The following is a 17,695-nucleotide window of genomic DNA, read 5'->3' on the forward strand; positions in this document are numbered from 1 at the left end:
CCCATTAAAACCAATTTTATGAAAACAATTATCCATCCTTTGATCTTTTTAATTTGTATGAGCTTTTTGTTTAATGTTCATGTTTATAGCCAATCTGTTTTCGGGTTGAAACAAATTGAGAAAACGGAAACCCAGGGCAGAACAGATCCGGAAGATGGCGATCCATGCCCCGGCCAGCCAACCGTAACCGACAGCGAAGGCAATGTTTACAACACCGTATTGATTGGCGGGCAATGCTGGATGAAAGAAAACCTGAATTTAGGAAGCATGATTTGTGGAGGCTACGGTATTGACCAACTCAATAATGACATCATTGAAAAATACTGCTACAACAATGATCCAAATCTTTGCGATGCCTATGGTGGTTTGTATCAGTGGCGCGAAATGATGGATTACACTGATGTGCCTGGTGCCCAAGGCATTTGCCCCAATGGGTGGCATATTCCGACCGAAGAGGAATGGTTACAATTGCGTGATTACGTCGGCTTTGTAAATGGAGGACAAATTCTTAAATCGTGCCGGCAGGTGGATTCGCCATTGGGTGGCGATTGCGATACCGATGAGCATCCCAGGTGGAATGACGACGGAACAGGCTTACATTATGGGATTGATGCCATGAATTTCTCTTCATTGCCCGGAGGCGACCGCGACTTCTATGGAGGTTTTCATAATTTGGGCAACCAGGCATACTGGTGGAGTTCTACCGAACTTAATAGCTATCACTCAGCATATTGGAGCATGAGCTACAATGTTAACGTTTTACCCAATCTTGCCAACTGGTATAAAGAAAATGGGTATTCTGTTAGATGTGTAAAGACATATGTTCCGGAATTACCCGAAATACTTAACCTGAATAATATTTCAATCCCTCCCGATCCAGATGACTGCTTTGCCGCGTCCAGCCAGATTACGATTTCGGATTTTACAGTTGCAAACGGCGGCAGTGTAACCCTTGTTACCGGCCACAGCGGCAAAATCTTACTCCATGAAGGCACCGCAGTGCAACAAGGTGGTTATTTGCATGCATGGATTGATGTTGCCGGCAACTATTGCGATCAGCCGGAAAGCATGTTGGCAACCGGCTCGCAAGATGAGTCATTGCATCATATTCAGGCGCCTGGAGATAAATCGCCGGCAGACCTGAAGGTATATCCAAACCCTACTGCAGGCAGGTTCACATTGGAGCTTAACGGCGAGCCTTTAAGTATCATTGTGAGAATTTTCGGAACGCATGGTGAAATAATTATGGCAAAGGAGTTTTATGAATCTTCAACTATATATCTGGATTTATCAGGCCGGCAAGCCGGAGTATATTTCTTGCAAATCATGACAGCGGCAGGCACCGACTATCTTAAACTTATAAAAAGCAGATAATTTTTATTTATTTTTTCTCATCTTTTGATATGATTATTTTTCTATTTTTAGAGAAATTTTCTCATCAGAAGATCATGATAACTCATATTGCTGTCAATAAGCACTTTCTTGTTGCGAGTTACCGGTTTTATTTTTTTCTCCATAGAAAGATGCTTCTGTTCACCATCCTGCTTATTTTTAGCGATTTAATACATGGCCAGGAACAAGGCAAAGACAGCTTGAAGCTTCTGTTGTCCGGGTCGCAGGAGAAAAACCGTGCTGCGATCCTGGTAAAACTGGCCGATATAACTGTATTGAATGACCCGGATCAAGCCTATGCTTATGCGCTGGAAGCTGAACAGACTGCTCGAAGACAAAATCAGTTACCCTTGCTCAGCGATGCACTAAAACTCAAAGCCGACGCTTTATTTTATCTTGATAGCTTATTGCCATCACTGGGATCATACCTCGAAAGTGCCGAGGTTGAACAAAACACTTCCAGGCCTAGAATTGATAGCATCCTCCGCAGATATGGAGATGCCGGATATATTTATTATCAGCTTGGATGGTTCGATAAAGCTATTGAATACCACAGCCGCGCCTTAAAGCTTAGTAAACAAATGCATGATACAGCAGAAATTGCGACCAATCTGTCAAACCTTGGGATTAACTTTAAGATGACCGGACAATATGAAAAGGCCATTGATCATTTTCTGGAAACATTGAGACTGGATGAGTTGTCAGGTAACCTGGCAGATATGTCTACAACTTTTAACTCCATCGGGATGGTTTACTATGCCTGGGGGAAACATGACAAAGCATTGGAATTCCTCGAAATAGCCCTTGAAAATGACAGGACATCTGGCGATGAATCAAAAATATCTATCCGGCTGAGTAATCTGAGCAAGTTGTATATGGCCATGCAATCATATGAAAAGGCGATTAAGCTGCTGGAAGAGGCGCTTGAGATTGATCGCCGTTTGGGAAACCAGGCTAAGGTGGCTATCAGGTTGCAAGGACTTGGACTTGCCTCCCTTGCGATGGGTCAGAATAATGAGGCTCTGGATTATTTTGAAGAAGCCTTAAAGATATTTACTGAGCTTGGTTTAAATTTCAAGCTGTCGGGCTTACTCATTCAGATAGGTGAACTTAATTTTCAGATGGGCAATGAGCTTGCTGCCGAGGCTTCATATCTGGATGGCCTTGAACTTGCCTTGGAGCATCACCTCCGTCCGGAAGAAATGGATGCTTCAAAGTTTTTATACAATCTTTATAAAAGCCAGGGCAGGATGGATCAGGCACTGTACTTCCTTGAGAACTTTACTGTTCTCAAGGATTCTGTTTTTTCTGAGCAAAGCGCCAGGCTGATCAATGAGTTTGAAGTAAAATACGAAACAGAGAAAAAAGAAAAACAAAACCAGTTGCTGCTGGCAGAGAACCGGCTGCGGAAGCAAAACCAGCATTTTTCAATTCTTGCTATAATCGTACTCTTCTTGCTTTCCGGCTCACTTTTTTGGGCTTTCGTGCTCAAAAGAAAATCGCTTTTGCAAAGCCGGGCCTTATTTGTTAAGGAAAAGGAAGTTAACCTACTGAAGTTGGAATCAATAGAGACCCACAACCAACATCTGCGGGAAAGCCTTTTTGCAGAGGAAGAGATCAAAAAACTACAGGCCAAAAACCTTGAAAGGCAGAAACAGGAACTCACCACTGCCACCATGCTTATTGCCAACAAAAACGAAGTTTTTGAAAAACTCAGAATCCTTGCTGAGCAGATCAAAATCAACGATACCGACAAGGAAGGTAAGGCCAGGGAAATCATCATGGAAATTGACCGCCAGACCGATTTAAGCGATCAATGGGAAGAATTCAAGATTCATTTTGAGTCCATCCATAAATCTTTTTTCGAGAACCTGCGCAAAATGAATGGGTGCCTTACCCAGAATGATATGCAAATGTGCGCCTATATCAAACTCAATCTTTCCACCAAGGAGATTTCCCGGCTAATGAATATTACCCCCGAATCAGTAAACACCCATCGCTACCGGTTGCGAAAAAAACTCAGGCTTATCAACGGAGAAACCTTGGATGAAATAGTGCATGGGCTGTAGCGGAAGCCCCAAGTTTCAAGCTCCAAGCCCCAAGACCCAAATTCCAAGTCCCGAGATCCGAGACCCAAATTCAAAGAACAACGAATCTACCAATCTACTAATTAACCAATTGAACACACCATCACTCCAATAATTCATTACTCCAACACCCCATTACTCCATTCATACCGCAACACTGCATCACTGTAACACTGCATCATTGCGACACTGCATCAAACAATTTTCATCTTGTCTATTATTTGTCTATTGCCAAAATTAGGTTCAGGGCTTAATGGCTGTCTAATTTTACACAAAACAAACACCGACGTGATCAGGCATCTACAGATCATTATTTCCGGTAAAGTGGAACAGATCGGTTTCAGACTTTACGCACTCTGGGGTGCCAGCGAGTATCAAATCAAGGGCAAGGTAACAGAGCACCCGGGTCAAATTGTGATTGAAGCAGAAGGAGATGAGCCAGCCCTCCAGGGATTTATTGAATGGTGCAGGAAAGGCCCGCAGGGCAGCAAGGTTCAAATGCTGAGTACAGCAGAAAAACCACTATATGGCTATACAGATTTCAGAATACTATAACCAATAAACAGCAACACCTATGAAAAAGTCATTGACCACTTTCGCATTATTATTATGTTTTTCGGGGCTGACTTTTGCCCAGAAAACATGGACAGGCTCAACAAGTACTGCGTGGAATATTGCAGGTAACTGGAATCCTGTTGGAATTCCTACAGCCAGCGATAACGTTACCATTCCTTCAGGCACCACCCATTCGCCAACGGTATCCGGCTCAACCGGTGGAGTTTGCAATAACCTCACGGTGAATTCAGGAGCAACTTTGTCAATCACCGGTACAAGTGGAAGCAGCACTGTACTTACAGTTAGCGGTACTGCTACCCTCAATGGAGCATTATCTATCGGAGGGCATTTTCTTGGTAATACTGGAAAACTTATTGCAGGAAATGTGGTCTGGAATTCAACTTCATCCATCAATGCTTATCTTGGTGGAAGGATGGAGGTAAGTGGTAACTATACCTTTGCCTCCGGTTCATCCATCAATCTGGGGTGGTGCTGGCTGACCTTTACTGGTGGGTCAAACTCCAATATTTATAATCACAGTGCTTCAAGCAGTTTTAGCAGTGTTACCCTGAGCAAGACTGGGAGCGCTATTGTATATGTAAATAGTTCTTCCTCTGCAACCATAACCATTGATGGCGCTTTAAACATTGGCGCCGGCTCGGTTTTCATCGGGCAACCCAATATTACAACAATACTTAAGGGTAACCTTATAAACTCCGGAAACATTTATCTGAATTCGGGTACACTCAGCCTCGAAAAATCTTCCGGGACACAGGACATCCAGATCAATACCAACGACTACTTTAATTCGGTAAGAATTAACACAGGTGGAACTGTCACCATTTCGACTTCATACTTTATGCAATTGAAAGGATCAATGAACATACAGGCCGGTGTGCTGGACCCGCAGAATAATACGATAGCTCTTTTCGGCGATTGGACCAACACTGTTGGAACCGGTGGGTTTGAGCAGGGTATTGGCCGGGTGATCTTCAACGGGGGTAATTATCATCAATATTGCAGCAATGAAACTTTTTTTACGCTGGAGGTTCATAAAGCAGTTGGCGGCGCCTTGAGAATGAACGGAACCAACGTTACCTGCACCAAATACGACTGGACTGCCGGCGCCATAGATGTGTTAAACAACGGAACGTTCACCGTAAGCAACCAGTTGCTTGACAATGGCATTGCCGGCAATTTTTATCTGAACGCTGGTTGTACCATCAACCTCACCAACCTCACAGGGAATGTTGACCTGAAAGGTAATCTTTATATTTATGGGGGAATTTTCAATGTTTATGGGGGTATAAACCCTAGTTGGTGGCCGGCGGGAGGCAATGCATCCATTACCATGAGCGGCGGTGTGCTGGATTTTGTGGATCAGAGCATTGTGGTAAAAACAGACCTAACATACACTTTTACCCAAAACATCACGGGTGGAACTATCAGAACCAGCAAGGATTTCTCAAACGGGCGAAGCAATTTTACACCAGCAGGTGGTAAGGTTGAACAATATGGATCAGCCAATTCGCTCTTAACGATGACTGCCGGCAACCTGCATGAATACAGCGTGAACAAGAACTCCGGAAGCCAGGTAACATTGAATACAAATGCAACCGTAAACGGATCACTCACAATAGGTGGCGGTACTCTTGCTACATCCAATAAAACACTTAACCTTTTGTCTCATCTGGATATTAATGCAGCAGGCACACTTCATCTGGGGGCTGGCAGTCAGACAATATTTGCAAATGGGAAATATTTATATGTGAGTGGCAACGGTACATTAAAATCAGAGGGTACTCAATCGCAAAATGCTATTGTTACCAGCAGTTCGGGCTTTTACTTTATTCAAGTTTATAATAACGGCACGATTGCAGCGAAGCATACAACCTTTCGTAAAATGAATAATCTTTATCTGTTCGACGGTTCTATTGTTGATCCTGCAAATTCATTTTACAAATGCACTTTTACCGATAACTCACCCGCTTACGCCAATATGCTCATCTTTGCCAATGCCCAGGAAATACTAATAAGAGATGCACATTTTCCATTGCTTAACAGCGATTACACCATTTCTAAACCAAACAACTCCGGGAAAGTAACATTCAAAGATGCCACTGGCGCTTATGCAGGGCCGGCTTATGAGAGCGACCCCTACAACCGTATTGACTGGGTTGAAAGCCAGCCCGGACTTTGGACTGGTATTGCAAGTAATGATTGGAATGACCCTGAAAACTGGGATGACCTCGCGCTACCAAATTCCTCTGCCAGCGTGGTGATTCCTGCCTCAGTTCCAAATATGCCGGTTTTGAACTCAGAAACAGCAATCCTTGTGAATGACATGACAGTGCTGGGTACACTCACAATCGGAGAGGCAAACCTGATCACGAATTTTAATTGCACAATCAGTGGTTCCCTTGTGATAAGTTCCGATGTAACTGAACAAGGATATTTGCAGGTTTTGGGTGATTTGAATTTTGAATCTGGCTCTGCAGCCAGCCTAACATCAACATCTGACATTAGTGTAAAGAAGAATTTGGTTTTTAATTTCGGATCCAATGTGCAGTTTCTTAATGGGAGGCTCTTGTTAAATGGTGCTTTCATAAGCCAGGTTATCAATCATTCCGAAAATACTTTCATTGAAATGCTTGTAGTTGATAAATCAGATAGTTTTTATGCAAGGTTTTCAGATGCCTCAACCCAGCATCTTAATGTGAATTACCTGGATTTATGGGACGGGCATTTCTTAACCTCGGGCGATAAGCATTTTGTTCTTAACAAAAACCTCAATAACATGGGAGGCCATATCAGTTGTACAGAAGGAACTTTCAAACTTGATGGCATAACCCAAACATTAAAGCTCCTGCCAGATGACTATTTCCATCACCTGGTGTTCAGCCAGACCGGCACGGCGAGCTTAAATACTGTAAATACTTCTGTGCTGAATGTAAATGGCGACCTTCATATTAATTCCGGCATGTTTGATGCCACAGGTCTTACAATAAAACTTGGCGGCAACTGGGTCAATATTGCTGAGCCGGCGGCATTTACCGAAACCGGCAGCCGGGTCATCTTCAATGGCGGAGATTACCATCAATATCTGTGGCATGATGAAATATTTGATACCCTGGAAGTGGATAAACCATTGGGTGGGGCGCTAAGAATGAATAACGGACCTACAATTGTATGCAATGTTTACGACTGGACTGCCGGGGCCATTGATGCATTAAACGGTGCGGTTTTTACAGCTTATGATTTGGCTGACGAAGGTATTTATGGTAATTACTATGTAAATCCAGATTGTGAAATTAACCTTTATAAACCTGGAGAATACCAAACACTTGATTTGATAGGTAACTTTAATATTTGGGGAGGTAACTTCAACGTGTTTGGTCATGGTGATAGCCAATGGGGCCGTAATGGAAATTGTACTTTAAATATGAGTGGAGGTGTCTTGAATTTTGAAAATGTAGACATTTGGATTGATAGCCAGTCACCATATTCCTTTACAGGAAACATTAATGGTGGCAGTATAAGAACAAGTGGGGACTTTGCAATCAGCTCGGATGGAAATTTTAATCCTACCGGCGGAAATGTTGAAATTTATGGGACCAATAATGGAGGTATTTACGCCTATGGTGGGTCATTTTATGATTTAATTATAAATTTAGATTATGGTTGGAGCTATTGCTATGATGCACAAGTGACCAATGACCTGCTCATTCAAGGTGGCAGATTTGTCATAAGCATTGGAAATACACTCGAATGTTGGAATAGCATAGAAATCAGCAGTTGGGCAACTCTGGATATGCATTGTTTAGCAACCCTAAAGATGAAAGACATGTCTTCGATAGTAGTTCATGAATACGGTGAGGTTTTGTTTGATTGTGATGGAGGTATTGATAATGCCACTATCAGCGGTATTACACCAAATGATTATTACAGCATCAATGCCACTGCAAATTCATACATAACTGTCAGGAATACAAGTTTTAACCAGTTAATGGGCCAGGGTTTTTATGTTGCGCCAGGTGCAACTATCAATCCAGAGAAGGCATTCTCAAGTTGCATGTTTGGTCCGGGGAAACCGGGTTCCAATGCCTTACTTTCAATTGACAACAATCAGAATATCATTCTAAGAAACGTGGTTTTTCCTGATAATAGTTCAGGAGTGCTTCACAACGTAAGCAAAACTGTGGATGCCGGAAGTTTAACTTTCAAGGATGCCACGGGAGATTTTGCAGGCCCGGGTTTTGAAAACGACCCTTTTAACCGTATAAACTGGGGGATTTCTCAACCCGGACTGTGGACTGGAATCTCCTCAAATAACTGGTACAACTCCACAAATTGGGACGACCTGCAAGTTCCAACTGGCAGCACAGCTGTAACCATTCCGGCCAGTTGCCCCTACATGCCATGGATATCACAACAGAATGTTACCTGTCATAGCATTGATATACAAGGCACTCTTGATATTGGCGAAGGCACTCTTGAGATTCAGGAAGATGTGCAGGTAAGCGGCAAATTGAGAATGTGGAGTTCTGCAGGAGTTTTATTGGTTCATGGAAACATATTCTGGCTTTCCGGTTCCACAACAAGCATGCATACCAACGCGATGATGAACATCAAGGGGAACTGGTCGTTTGAGGCGGGATCGGATGTACAGCTTAATAATGGTATTGTAAGTTTTACAGGATTAGCTAACAGCAGGATATTGGTTCACTCACCTACCAGCTATTTCAACGATCTCGACCTGGCAAAATCCCCAGGCGCGCAGGTAGAGTTTGATGCATTTTCAACGGCTGCCCTCAATGCAAGTCTGTTGGGCGTAACATCCAGCAGCAAATTTATTTCAAACAGCAGCCAGGACATTGTTGTACGAAGTAATTTCTATACGCTGGGCGAAACCGCAATCAACCAGGGTACACTAAAGTTCTCAGGCAACAATCAGCTATGGATGCCAAACCTGAATACGTATGTTAACAATTTGACATTCAATCAGTCAGGAACCGTGTCTGTCATCACAGATTATACTGATGTACTTGATATCCGTGGCGCAGTTACCATTAACTCCGGTGTATTTGAAGCCGGAAATTGCACCATTAATGTTGGATCACATTGGAGCAACAATGTTGGGCCGGCTGCTTTTAACGAAGTCAACAGCAGGGTAGTTTTTAATGGCAATAACATGCAAACATGTGGCAACGAAGAGTTTTATATCCTCGAAATTGACAAGGACAACTTCTTTCTTTCGATCCAAAACGAATCTGTGGTTTCCTGCCTGGTGTATGATTGGACAAACGGGCGGTTATACACCCATGAAGATGCAACCTTTAATGCATACGATCTGGCTGATGACGGTATTTACGGCTGGTTCAGCACTGGTTCTTCAGGAACCATCAATCTTTACCAGGACGAAAACCAATCGGTGAATATCATGGGAGGTCTGCAGATAAATGGAGGAACCCTGAATATTTACGGAGGAAATGACCAGTGCAGCATGGGTTTCACCGAAAGTTCAGTCCTGAATATGACATCAGGTGTGCTGGACATTAAAGATCAGGGTATTTACATTATTGACAACTATCCATTCGTATTTTCAGGCAACATCAGTGGCGGTACCATCCGCTCTTCAAGAGGATTTACCGCCCAATCACCTGGTTTTGTTCCTGATGGAGGCACCGTTGAGGTTTATGGCGAGGACATAGGGTTTTTATTTGCACAGGATGGAGCGTCTTTTTACAACCTTCGAATCAATAAAACATATAGTTACTATAATACCTGGGATCACATTCAATTGTTATCGAGCCTGATCAGAAATGACTTCATGTTTCAAAGCGGATCAGTGAGCCTCGGTTACGACACAGAACTTGAATGTTGGGGAAATGTCACAATAAGCGATGGTGCTGTCTTTAGAATAAGTTGTGCTGATTTGCTGATGAAACATAACAAAGCCTTGTTAATTGAAGAAGGTGGGCTTATCAAATGCAGTGGGCAAGAAAACCGGTATTCAAAGATTACCGGTGTTACCACCGCTGACTATTATTCCCTAAATGTTGAAGGAGTATTGGAGAGCAACTATGCGCAAATCAGTCAGATGAATGAACAGGGTATCTATGTATCGCCAAGTGGAAAACTTCATGCTTATTATGCTGATATAGTGGAAGGGAAGCCTGGTCCCAACTCCTTGATCACCATCAATAGTAATGAGCTTAATATCCTGAACTACGTCAATTTCCCGCAAAATACCTGGGGAAGCCAGCACAATGTAAGAAAGATCAATGATGCGGGCCAGGTATTTATGCTTGATGCTACCGGCCCGTTTTCTGGCCAGGCCTTTGAGGATGATCCTTACGATAGGGTGCATTGGATGCCAGGGTCATACACATCACAACCACAAACAATAGAGAGCGGGATTTCAATCTGCGAAGATGCCTTCTATATCCTTACTGTAGCAGACCTTGTGGTCGAAAGCGGAGGTTCTGCTGATCTGATTGCAGCCAGCAAAATCAAAATTTTGCCGGGAACCCATATAATGAGCGGTGGTTATATGCATGCCTGGATTACCGAAACCTATGAGTTTTGCGAACAGCAGCAAAGCATGCTGGCATCAGTGTCCCCTGATGACGAAGAAGAAAACTCATTTCTTTCTGCCATGCGGTTTGCCTCAAATGATGATCAATACCACTACCTGAACATGTATCCTAATCCTACATCCGGTATAGTGAATATTGAACTGAATGGTTTGAACCCGGACGAAAAAATAATCCTCCAGGTATATGGGATCACCGGCGATCTGCGCGAGCAGCTTTATTATTCAGGGGCACAAAGGCTTTCGCTTGATTTATCAGGATGGAATCCCGGGGTTTACCTCATTCGAATTTTAGATGGAAACAAATCCTTTACCGGGAAAATTATCAAACAATGATATACCAAACGGTCATTGAATATTTACCAAAACCCGTTACCATGAAAAGACTAATTATTATTTTAGCAATTGTTAGTGCCTGCGGATTGAATTCCCTTGCACAAACCAATGAGTGGCAGGGCACAACCAGTATCAACTGGCACCAGTCCTCCAACTGGTCGCTGAACCGTGTACCACTGGCCACTGATGATGTTGTGATACCGGGGGCGCCTGCCAATAAACCAGTAATTTCAACGAGCAATGCAGCCTGTTGGAGCCTTTCTATTCAGTCAGGAGCCACACTTACTCTTCAATCGTCAAGAACCTTAACATTGAGTGGCAACTGGTTCAATCAGGCCGGTGCCTCTGGTTTTGTTGCCAACACCGGAACAGTTAAATTTACAGGAACCACTAACCAGCAAATTAACAACAGTTCAGGAACGGAAACTTTTTATCACCTTGTTGTTGATAAGCCGGCTGGTGTTGTTATGACATTGTGTAGTTTTGTTTTTATGGGTGATTTTACGCTGTTGGGTGGAAATTTTGAAGCTCAAACTATCGGGAAAACTTATGCATTTTATGGAAACGTAGCGTTCAATGGAAGCGGGATTTTCTGGCCGCAAGGCACATGTTATTTCAGGGGTGCAACCAACACCAGTTTTCACAACAATGGATACAGTTCGTATTTTATTGATTTTGTGCTGGAGAAAACAAACGCCTCTAACAAACTCACCATGTTTGCTGATTTGGTTTGTGGTGGTGGTGAGTTGGCGAAGGTTGAAAAAGGCATTCTTGATTTGGGTGGATTCAGGTTTCAATCCAGTGCGCCGATGCAGATCAACAATGGCGGTAAGATGCTTTTGCCTCCCGGATCAAACCTTAACATCAGAAATTCCCTACAGATAAACAACGGTGGCGAAATGGAAGTGGCTGGTCATCCTAACAATCCACCTTTGATTTACAGAGATGTCAACTATTATTCATTTGAAGTAAACAGCGGAGGAATCATCAAAGCAGAACATGCCATCTTTCACAGTATGAATGCCGATGGTATCCATATCAAAGCCGGAGCAAGCGTTGACCCTGACAAAGCGTTCAATTTCTGTACTTTTGGAAATGGAGTTTCTGGTGGGGTGCTGCTCACCATCAACAATAATCAAACTTTTACTGTAACTGAAGCCAATTTTGAGGGAAACTACTGGGGTGGCGCCTTTAATGTCCGAAAAAGTGTGAACTCCGGTAATGTTACCTTTTATGCTTTCAGCGGAGCGTTTGCAGGCGAAAATTATGACGACGATCCTTATAATCGTATAACCTGGGAAACAGGGGTTTCGACTAATTTTTTGGTTTTCAATCAATCAGTTTTTAATGGGATCGAAAAGTGCTATAATGCCACGCAAACACTCACTGCACAGTATCTTTATGTTTACAATGGTGGACAAGCAACGCTTATAGCAGGTCAGAAGATCATACTCCTACCCGACACCAGAGTTTTTCAAGGAGGGTATTTAAATGCCCGGATCACAACTGACGAAAATTATTGTAACAATTTACAAAGCAATGTTCTCGCAGAGGCGGAACCTGAAACTGTAGAAGAAAGACTAAATAGTCTGAGTGAAAAGGATCTGGAGTTGAATATTTTCCCGAACCCGACAGCCGGACTCATAACAATGAAATTTATGGGTAACCCTGCGGAAGTTATGCTGGAAATTTACAATATCCATGCTGAGTGTTTGACACGGCAGGAACTTTCATCAGCAGGAAACTATCAGTACGACTTATCAGGGTATTTGCCTGGAATTTACCTGTTACGCATGATAGCAGGCAACAAATTAATCACAAAAAAAATAGTTAAACATTGAACCTCTTTACGCCTTAACACCTTAACACTCAAAATAGCTATATTTGCCCTGCCGGCAAGCATTTGCCGGCGGGGCTTTTTAATATTAAACAGTTTAAACCTATGCAAATTCATAAAGCTTATATCGCCGGGAAATTCCGGCAAACAGAAAAAACAGTTGAAGTCAGGAACCCATATAATAATGAGCTTGTTGGCATTGCCTGTATTGGTTTAAAAGATGACCTGGAAGATGCCATCAAAGGTGCGGAGTCAGTTTTTCCATCATTGAAAACCTTGCCATCATTTAAGCGATATAATATTCTGATGCATATTCACCGTCGTTTGGAAACCGATAAACAATGCTTAGCAGAAATCCTGGCAAATGAAGCCGCCAAACCCATCAAACTCGCTATCGGCGAAATAGAGCGCGCATCCGAAACCTTCAAAATTGCAGCCGAAGAAAGCAAGCGCCTGCCCAAAGAATACATCAGCCTCGACTGGACTCCGGCTGGCGAAGGCAAAGAAGGCCTGGTGAAATATTTCCCGGTTGGTTTGGTGGCCGGCATTTCCCCTTTCAACTTTCCTATGAACCTCGCGGTTCACAAAATTGCCCCAGCCATCGCTGCCGGTTGCCCGATTATTCTCAAACCATCCACATCAACACCGCTCTCAACCCTTGAGTTGGCGAAGATCATTGACGAAACCGAACTGCCTAAAGGCGCAGTTTCGATCCTGCCTATGGATCGCCAAACAGGCAACCAACTTGTTACGGATGATCGAATCAAACTTCTTACTTTCACCGGTTCTCCCGAAGTGGGGTGGAAAATGAAAGAGCAGGCCGGCAAAAAGAAAGTCGTGTTGGAACTGGGTGGCAATGCAGGGGTAATTGTTTCCGATTCATGCGATTTGGAACTTGTACTGAGAAAATGCCTGGTCGGAGGTTTTGCTTACGCCGGGCAGGTTTGCATTCACGCCCAGCGCATTTATGTTCAGCAAAATTTTTTTATTCTATTTTCTGAACGCTTTGCTGCTTTAGCCTCAAAGTTGAAGACAGGTAATCCTTTGGATCCGGAAACTGATATCACCTCAATGATTGATGAAACCAATGCCAAAAGGGTAGAGGATTGGGTCGCAGAAGCCGTAAATGAGGGGGCTCGTATTTTATGCGGTGGAAAACGCGATGGAAGTTTTTATGAACCCACTGTACTGACTGGAACAAAAACCGAAATGAAGGTCTGCGCCCTTGAGGTTTTCGGTCCGGTAGTGGTAGTCGAACCATATTCTGATTTTAAAGATGCTGTCGGCCAGATCAATAACAGCCGCTATGGGCTGCAGGCTGGTGTTTTTACGAACCGTGTAGATGAAATGAACCAGGCATTTGAGCACCTGGAAGTTGGCGGAGTGATAATCAATGATGTTCCAACTTTCCGGGTTGATCATATGCCTTACGGTGGAGTAAAAGATTCCGGAACCGGCAGGGAAGGAGTGAAATACGCAATTCACGATATGATGGAGCCAAGGTTGCTGGTGAAGCCGGCTTTTTAGGAGGCAGTGGCAGAAGCAGTAGTCAGTTGGCAGCGGCAGTCGGCAGTAACCCGCAACCCGCAACCCGCAACCAGTATCCAGCAACAAGCAACCATCATCGCCTACGCATCATTTTAATCTGTTCTATCGGCTGTGCTACGTTTTTAATATCTTTGTGCCTCTTCAGCAAAAGCTGGCATGGAGAATATACAAGAAAAACTCATAACAGGACTAAGAGAAGGCGACAAAAAGGTGTTTAATGGCATCTTCAACGCTTATTATGCACCTCTTTGCCGCTATTGTACCAGAATTGTTTACGACGTTGTGATCGCTGAGGAAATAGTACAGGACCTGTTTTGTAAACTCTGGATCAAACGGGACGAACTGGAAATTGAAACTTCCCTCAAAGCTTACCTGTATCGTGCCGTACTTAACCATTCACTGAACTATTTAAACCATCGTAAGACCGAAGAAAAGTATCGGCAGTATGTGGGTTTTCAAATTCAGGGAAACCTTGCGAACCCAGGCGAATTGTTGGAGGAGCAAGACGTTCAGCGGATACTCAGCCTGGCCATACTGCAGATGCCGGAAAAACGCCGTTTAATATTTGAAATGAGCCGGCAGGAGGAAATGAAATATTCCGAGATAGCCGAAAAACTTAATATTTCTGTTAAAACTGTTGAATCACAAATTTCAAAAGCATTGGAGTATCTCCGTAAAATTTTTAGCGAAATTTTAGGATTGATTTTACCCCTCGCGATCACGTGTGGAACCATTGGAAACGAGTTACTTGCATCAGGGATGTGAGCACTGGTTTGAACCAATTGAAAAAAATATTTGAAAGTCGGATAAGGGTAAAGCGGTTTTGGATTGTCATCTATTTACTTTGGGGAATAAGACCCCGCCATTTAAAAAGCAATGTTAACAAAAGGCAAAATAAGCAAAAAACAGATAGCCAGCTATTTAACCGGCAATTGTTCAAATGATGAAAAACATCGTATCGAACAATGGATCAATGCATCGGTTAAAAATGCTGAGCTTTATAAACAGTATAAAGCTGTTTGGGCTTATACTGCTCCGCTTAGTGACATGCCTGATTTTTCTGTAGAAACGGCACTGGCATATGTGCATAAGCGCATCGAAAATCTTGAAACTCCCAACAAAGTTATTTTTACTCCCAAGCGCAGGAACAAAACCTTGCAGTTTGCTTACCAATATTCAGCACGGGTGGCCGCAGTATTGGTGATCGCATTATTTGCCGCCTATTTTCTCTTGCCAAAAAATACTGAAGTAATAACCAATACCATTACTGCCGAAGCCAAAGTCCTTGAACCGCTTATACTTCCTGATGGCTCAAAAGTTTACCTGAATGCCGGTGCTAAATTCAGCTATCCGGAAGTTTTTGACAAAGATAGCCGTACGGTGACACTCGAAGGTGAAGCTTTTTTTGAAGTCACTCCCGGCCTTTCTCAACCTTTTATAGTTACTACCGGCAATCTTGGCGTAAAAGTTTTAGGCACATCTTTCAATCTTAATGCATCTTCCCATCTTCAAACTGTTGAAGTTGCGATAAAAACAGGCAGAGTACTTTTTTATTCTTTTGACACCGGAACCGGAGAAGTTTTCGAACAGATCATGCTAACCCATGGCGAAAAAGGCATTTACTACAAAAGCAATGGTTTAATTGCCCGCAGCCTGCTCCAAAATGATAATTGCCTTGGATGGAAGTCAGGTTTACTTGAGTTTGAGAACACTCCACTGCCCGAAGTATTAATTGCCATTGAACGTGCGTATGATCTGCATTTCGTGTGCGAGCGTGATTTCAGCAAACTCTCCCTGACAGCACGATTCGACCAGGAAAACCCAGGAAATATTCTCGAAACCCTGAGGCTCATCTTCGGTTTCCAGATCGAAGAATCAGGCAACCAAGTCAGAATATTTTAAGAACGCCTGCATCCTTTAATGCCGTACTTAGGATTTATTGCTACTTTAGCGACGACAAAATTCTTGTGTGACCGCTACCTTAACAACTGGAATTCTCTTGATCAAAATCGCTGATTTTAAGTCTGGATTTTGGCTGAAAACATTTTTTTTATGCCTGTTTTTCAGCAATTTACTTTTGTGTACGACGTTGAATGCACAAACGGATTTTGACCGCAGGGTCAATTTCCAGGCCAATGGAGAAAAACTCTCTTCGGTGCTTGGTCGCCTTTCGGCAAGCGAAAATCTGAACTTTTCCTTCAACCCAGGCGAAAAGTCTTTTGATGTTGTTGTGAACTACAGCACGAGAAATATGCCTTTACAAACGGTTCTTTCAGAAATCTTAACACTTTCGGGTCACGATTTCCGCATTATTGGCGGGCAAATTGTAATCTTCAGCACGTCTGAAGTGCATGCTTCTTCCCGACCGCCAGAGGTTCCTCAGCCAGCAATTTTTCCGGTTCAAAAAACTGATACGATCATTGAAGAGATTATCATCCCTATCCGCGATACTTTGTTAATGCGCGATACCATCGTCAGGGTTGATACAATATTTGTTCATGATACAATTTTTGTTGAGAAAGAAGTTCCAAGGAATATTAAACCGGAGCGACCCACACCTTTAAAAGAAAATATGTTCAGGTTTGAAGCCGACCGGAATAACGGTTGGTCAATCATGCCTTTTTACAGCCATATGGTAGCTTTCAACTCCCTGAGATCGGGAAACGACGATACTGAACTTCTCAGGTTGACCAATGAAGCAGAATCAAACTGGTGGTTTAACCAATCATTTGGCGCTGAAGTCCGGGTCGCACAAAATAAGTGGCATATCACTTCGGGCTTGAATTACACAAGGTTCACCAATCGTTTCAATTACAATTACACCTTAACCGAAGGGGGCTTTTTTCAGAAAGATACCACTGATATTTATTACACCATACCCCAAACTGATACTATCTGGCATTATGTAACCGATTCAACCTGGGTTCCAATCAATAGTTTGGAGCATACATTTAACCGTTTGAACAGTTTAGGGTACATCGAGGTCCCTTTATATTTCGGGTACAATATTTATAGTGATGCGAATGTTAAGGTTTGGGTTAATGCTGGGATTAACTTAGGATTCTTAATGCATAAAAGTGGCGCTGCCATCCAAAGCAATCAGGATTATACTGGCGTTGAGTTCAATGAACTTGACTTCAAACCCCTGGTTTTGTCGTATGCATTTGCAGGAGGAATGCGTTACAGGGTGAATGAATGGGTGGATGTTGACGCGGGCATTTTTTACAGGCAGCACCTGCAGTCAGTCCTCAAGAGCAGCGCACTCGAAAAACGGCTTGGCGCTTTAGGCTTCAAATTTGGCATCGTATATTACCTTTGACTTACAATTCAGTTATCTTTTTTAAA

General features: G+C 43.0%; 9 protein-coding genes. All 9 read left to right on the forward strand.

Annotated features, from left to right (window positions below; all coding sequences use genetic code 11):
- Positions 1-18 precede the first annotated feature (18 nt).
- The 9 genes from IH597_01450 to IH597_01490 all read left to right on the forward strand — a co-directional run bounded on the left by IH597_01450 (position 19) and on the right by IH597_01490 (position 17,669).
- Positions 19-1,374, forward strand: coding sequence for a T9SS type A sorting domain-containing protein (locus tag IH597_01450; protein MBE0661104.1), 1,356 nt, complete (start codon positions 19-21; stop codon positions 1,372-1,374).
- A 149-nt stretch (positions 1,375-1,523) separates the two neighbouring features.
- Positions 1,524-3,461, forward strand: coding sequence for a tetratricopeptide repeat protein (locus tag IH597_01455; GenBank protein MBE0661105.1), 1,938 nt, complete (start codon positions 1,524-1,526; stop codon positions 3,459-3,461).
- Positions 3,462-3,767: 306 nt separating this feature from the next.
- Positions 3,768-4,034, forward strand: a complete 267-nt coding sequence (locus IH597_01460) for an acylphosphatase (protein MBE0661106.1) — start codon at positions 3,768-3,770, stop codon at positions 4,032-4,034.
- A gap of 19 nt (positions 4,035-4,053) precedes the next feature.
- Entirely contained in the window at positions 4,054-10,965 is a 6,912-nt protein-coding gene (locus tag IH597_01465; protein MBE0661107.1) for a T9SS type A sorting domain-containing protein, read from the forward strand.
- A 41-nt stretch (positions 10,966-11,006) separates the two neighbouring features.
- A complete protein-coding gene (locus IH597_01470; GenBank protein ID MBE0661108.1) occupies positions 11,007-12,806 on the forward strand; it encodes a T9SS type A sorting domain-containing protein in 1,800 nt (599 codons plus the stop codon).
- A gap of 101 nt (positions 12,807-12,907) precedes the next feature.
- On the forward strand, positions 12,908-14,329 hold the full coding sequence (locus IH597_01475; protein ID MBE0661109.1) for an aldehyde dehydrogenase family protein: 1,422 nt from the start codon (positions 12,908-12,910) through the stop codon (positions 14,327-14,329).
- 177 nt (positions 14,330-14,506) lie between these two features.
- On the forward strand, positions 14,507-15,115 hold the full coding sequence (locus IH597_01480) for an RNA polymerase sigma-70 factor (protein MBE0661110.1): 609 nt from the start codon (positions 14,507-14,509) through the stop codon (positions 15,113-15,115).
- Between the two features lie 111 nt (positions 15,116-15,226).
- Entirely contained in the window at positions 15,227-16,252 is a 1,026-nt protein-coding gene (locus tag IH597_01485; protein MBE0661111.1) for a FecR domain-containing protein, read from the forward strand.
- A 67-nt stretch (positions 16,253-16,319) separates the two neighbouring features.
- Positions 16,320-17,669: a hypothetical protein gene (locus IH597_01490; GenBank protein ID MBE0661112.1), complete on the forward strand. Its 1,350-nt coding sequence runs from the start codon at positions 16,320-16,322 to the stop codon at positions 17,667-17,669.
- Positions 17,670-17,695 lie beyond the last annotated feature (26 nt).

Source organism: Bacteroidales bacterium, from assembly GCA_014860575.1.
In the GTDB taxonomy this organism is placed as follows: domain Bacteria; phylum Bacteroidota; class Bacteroidia; order Bacteroidales; family JAAYJT01; genus JAAYJT01.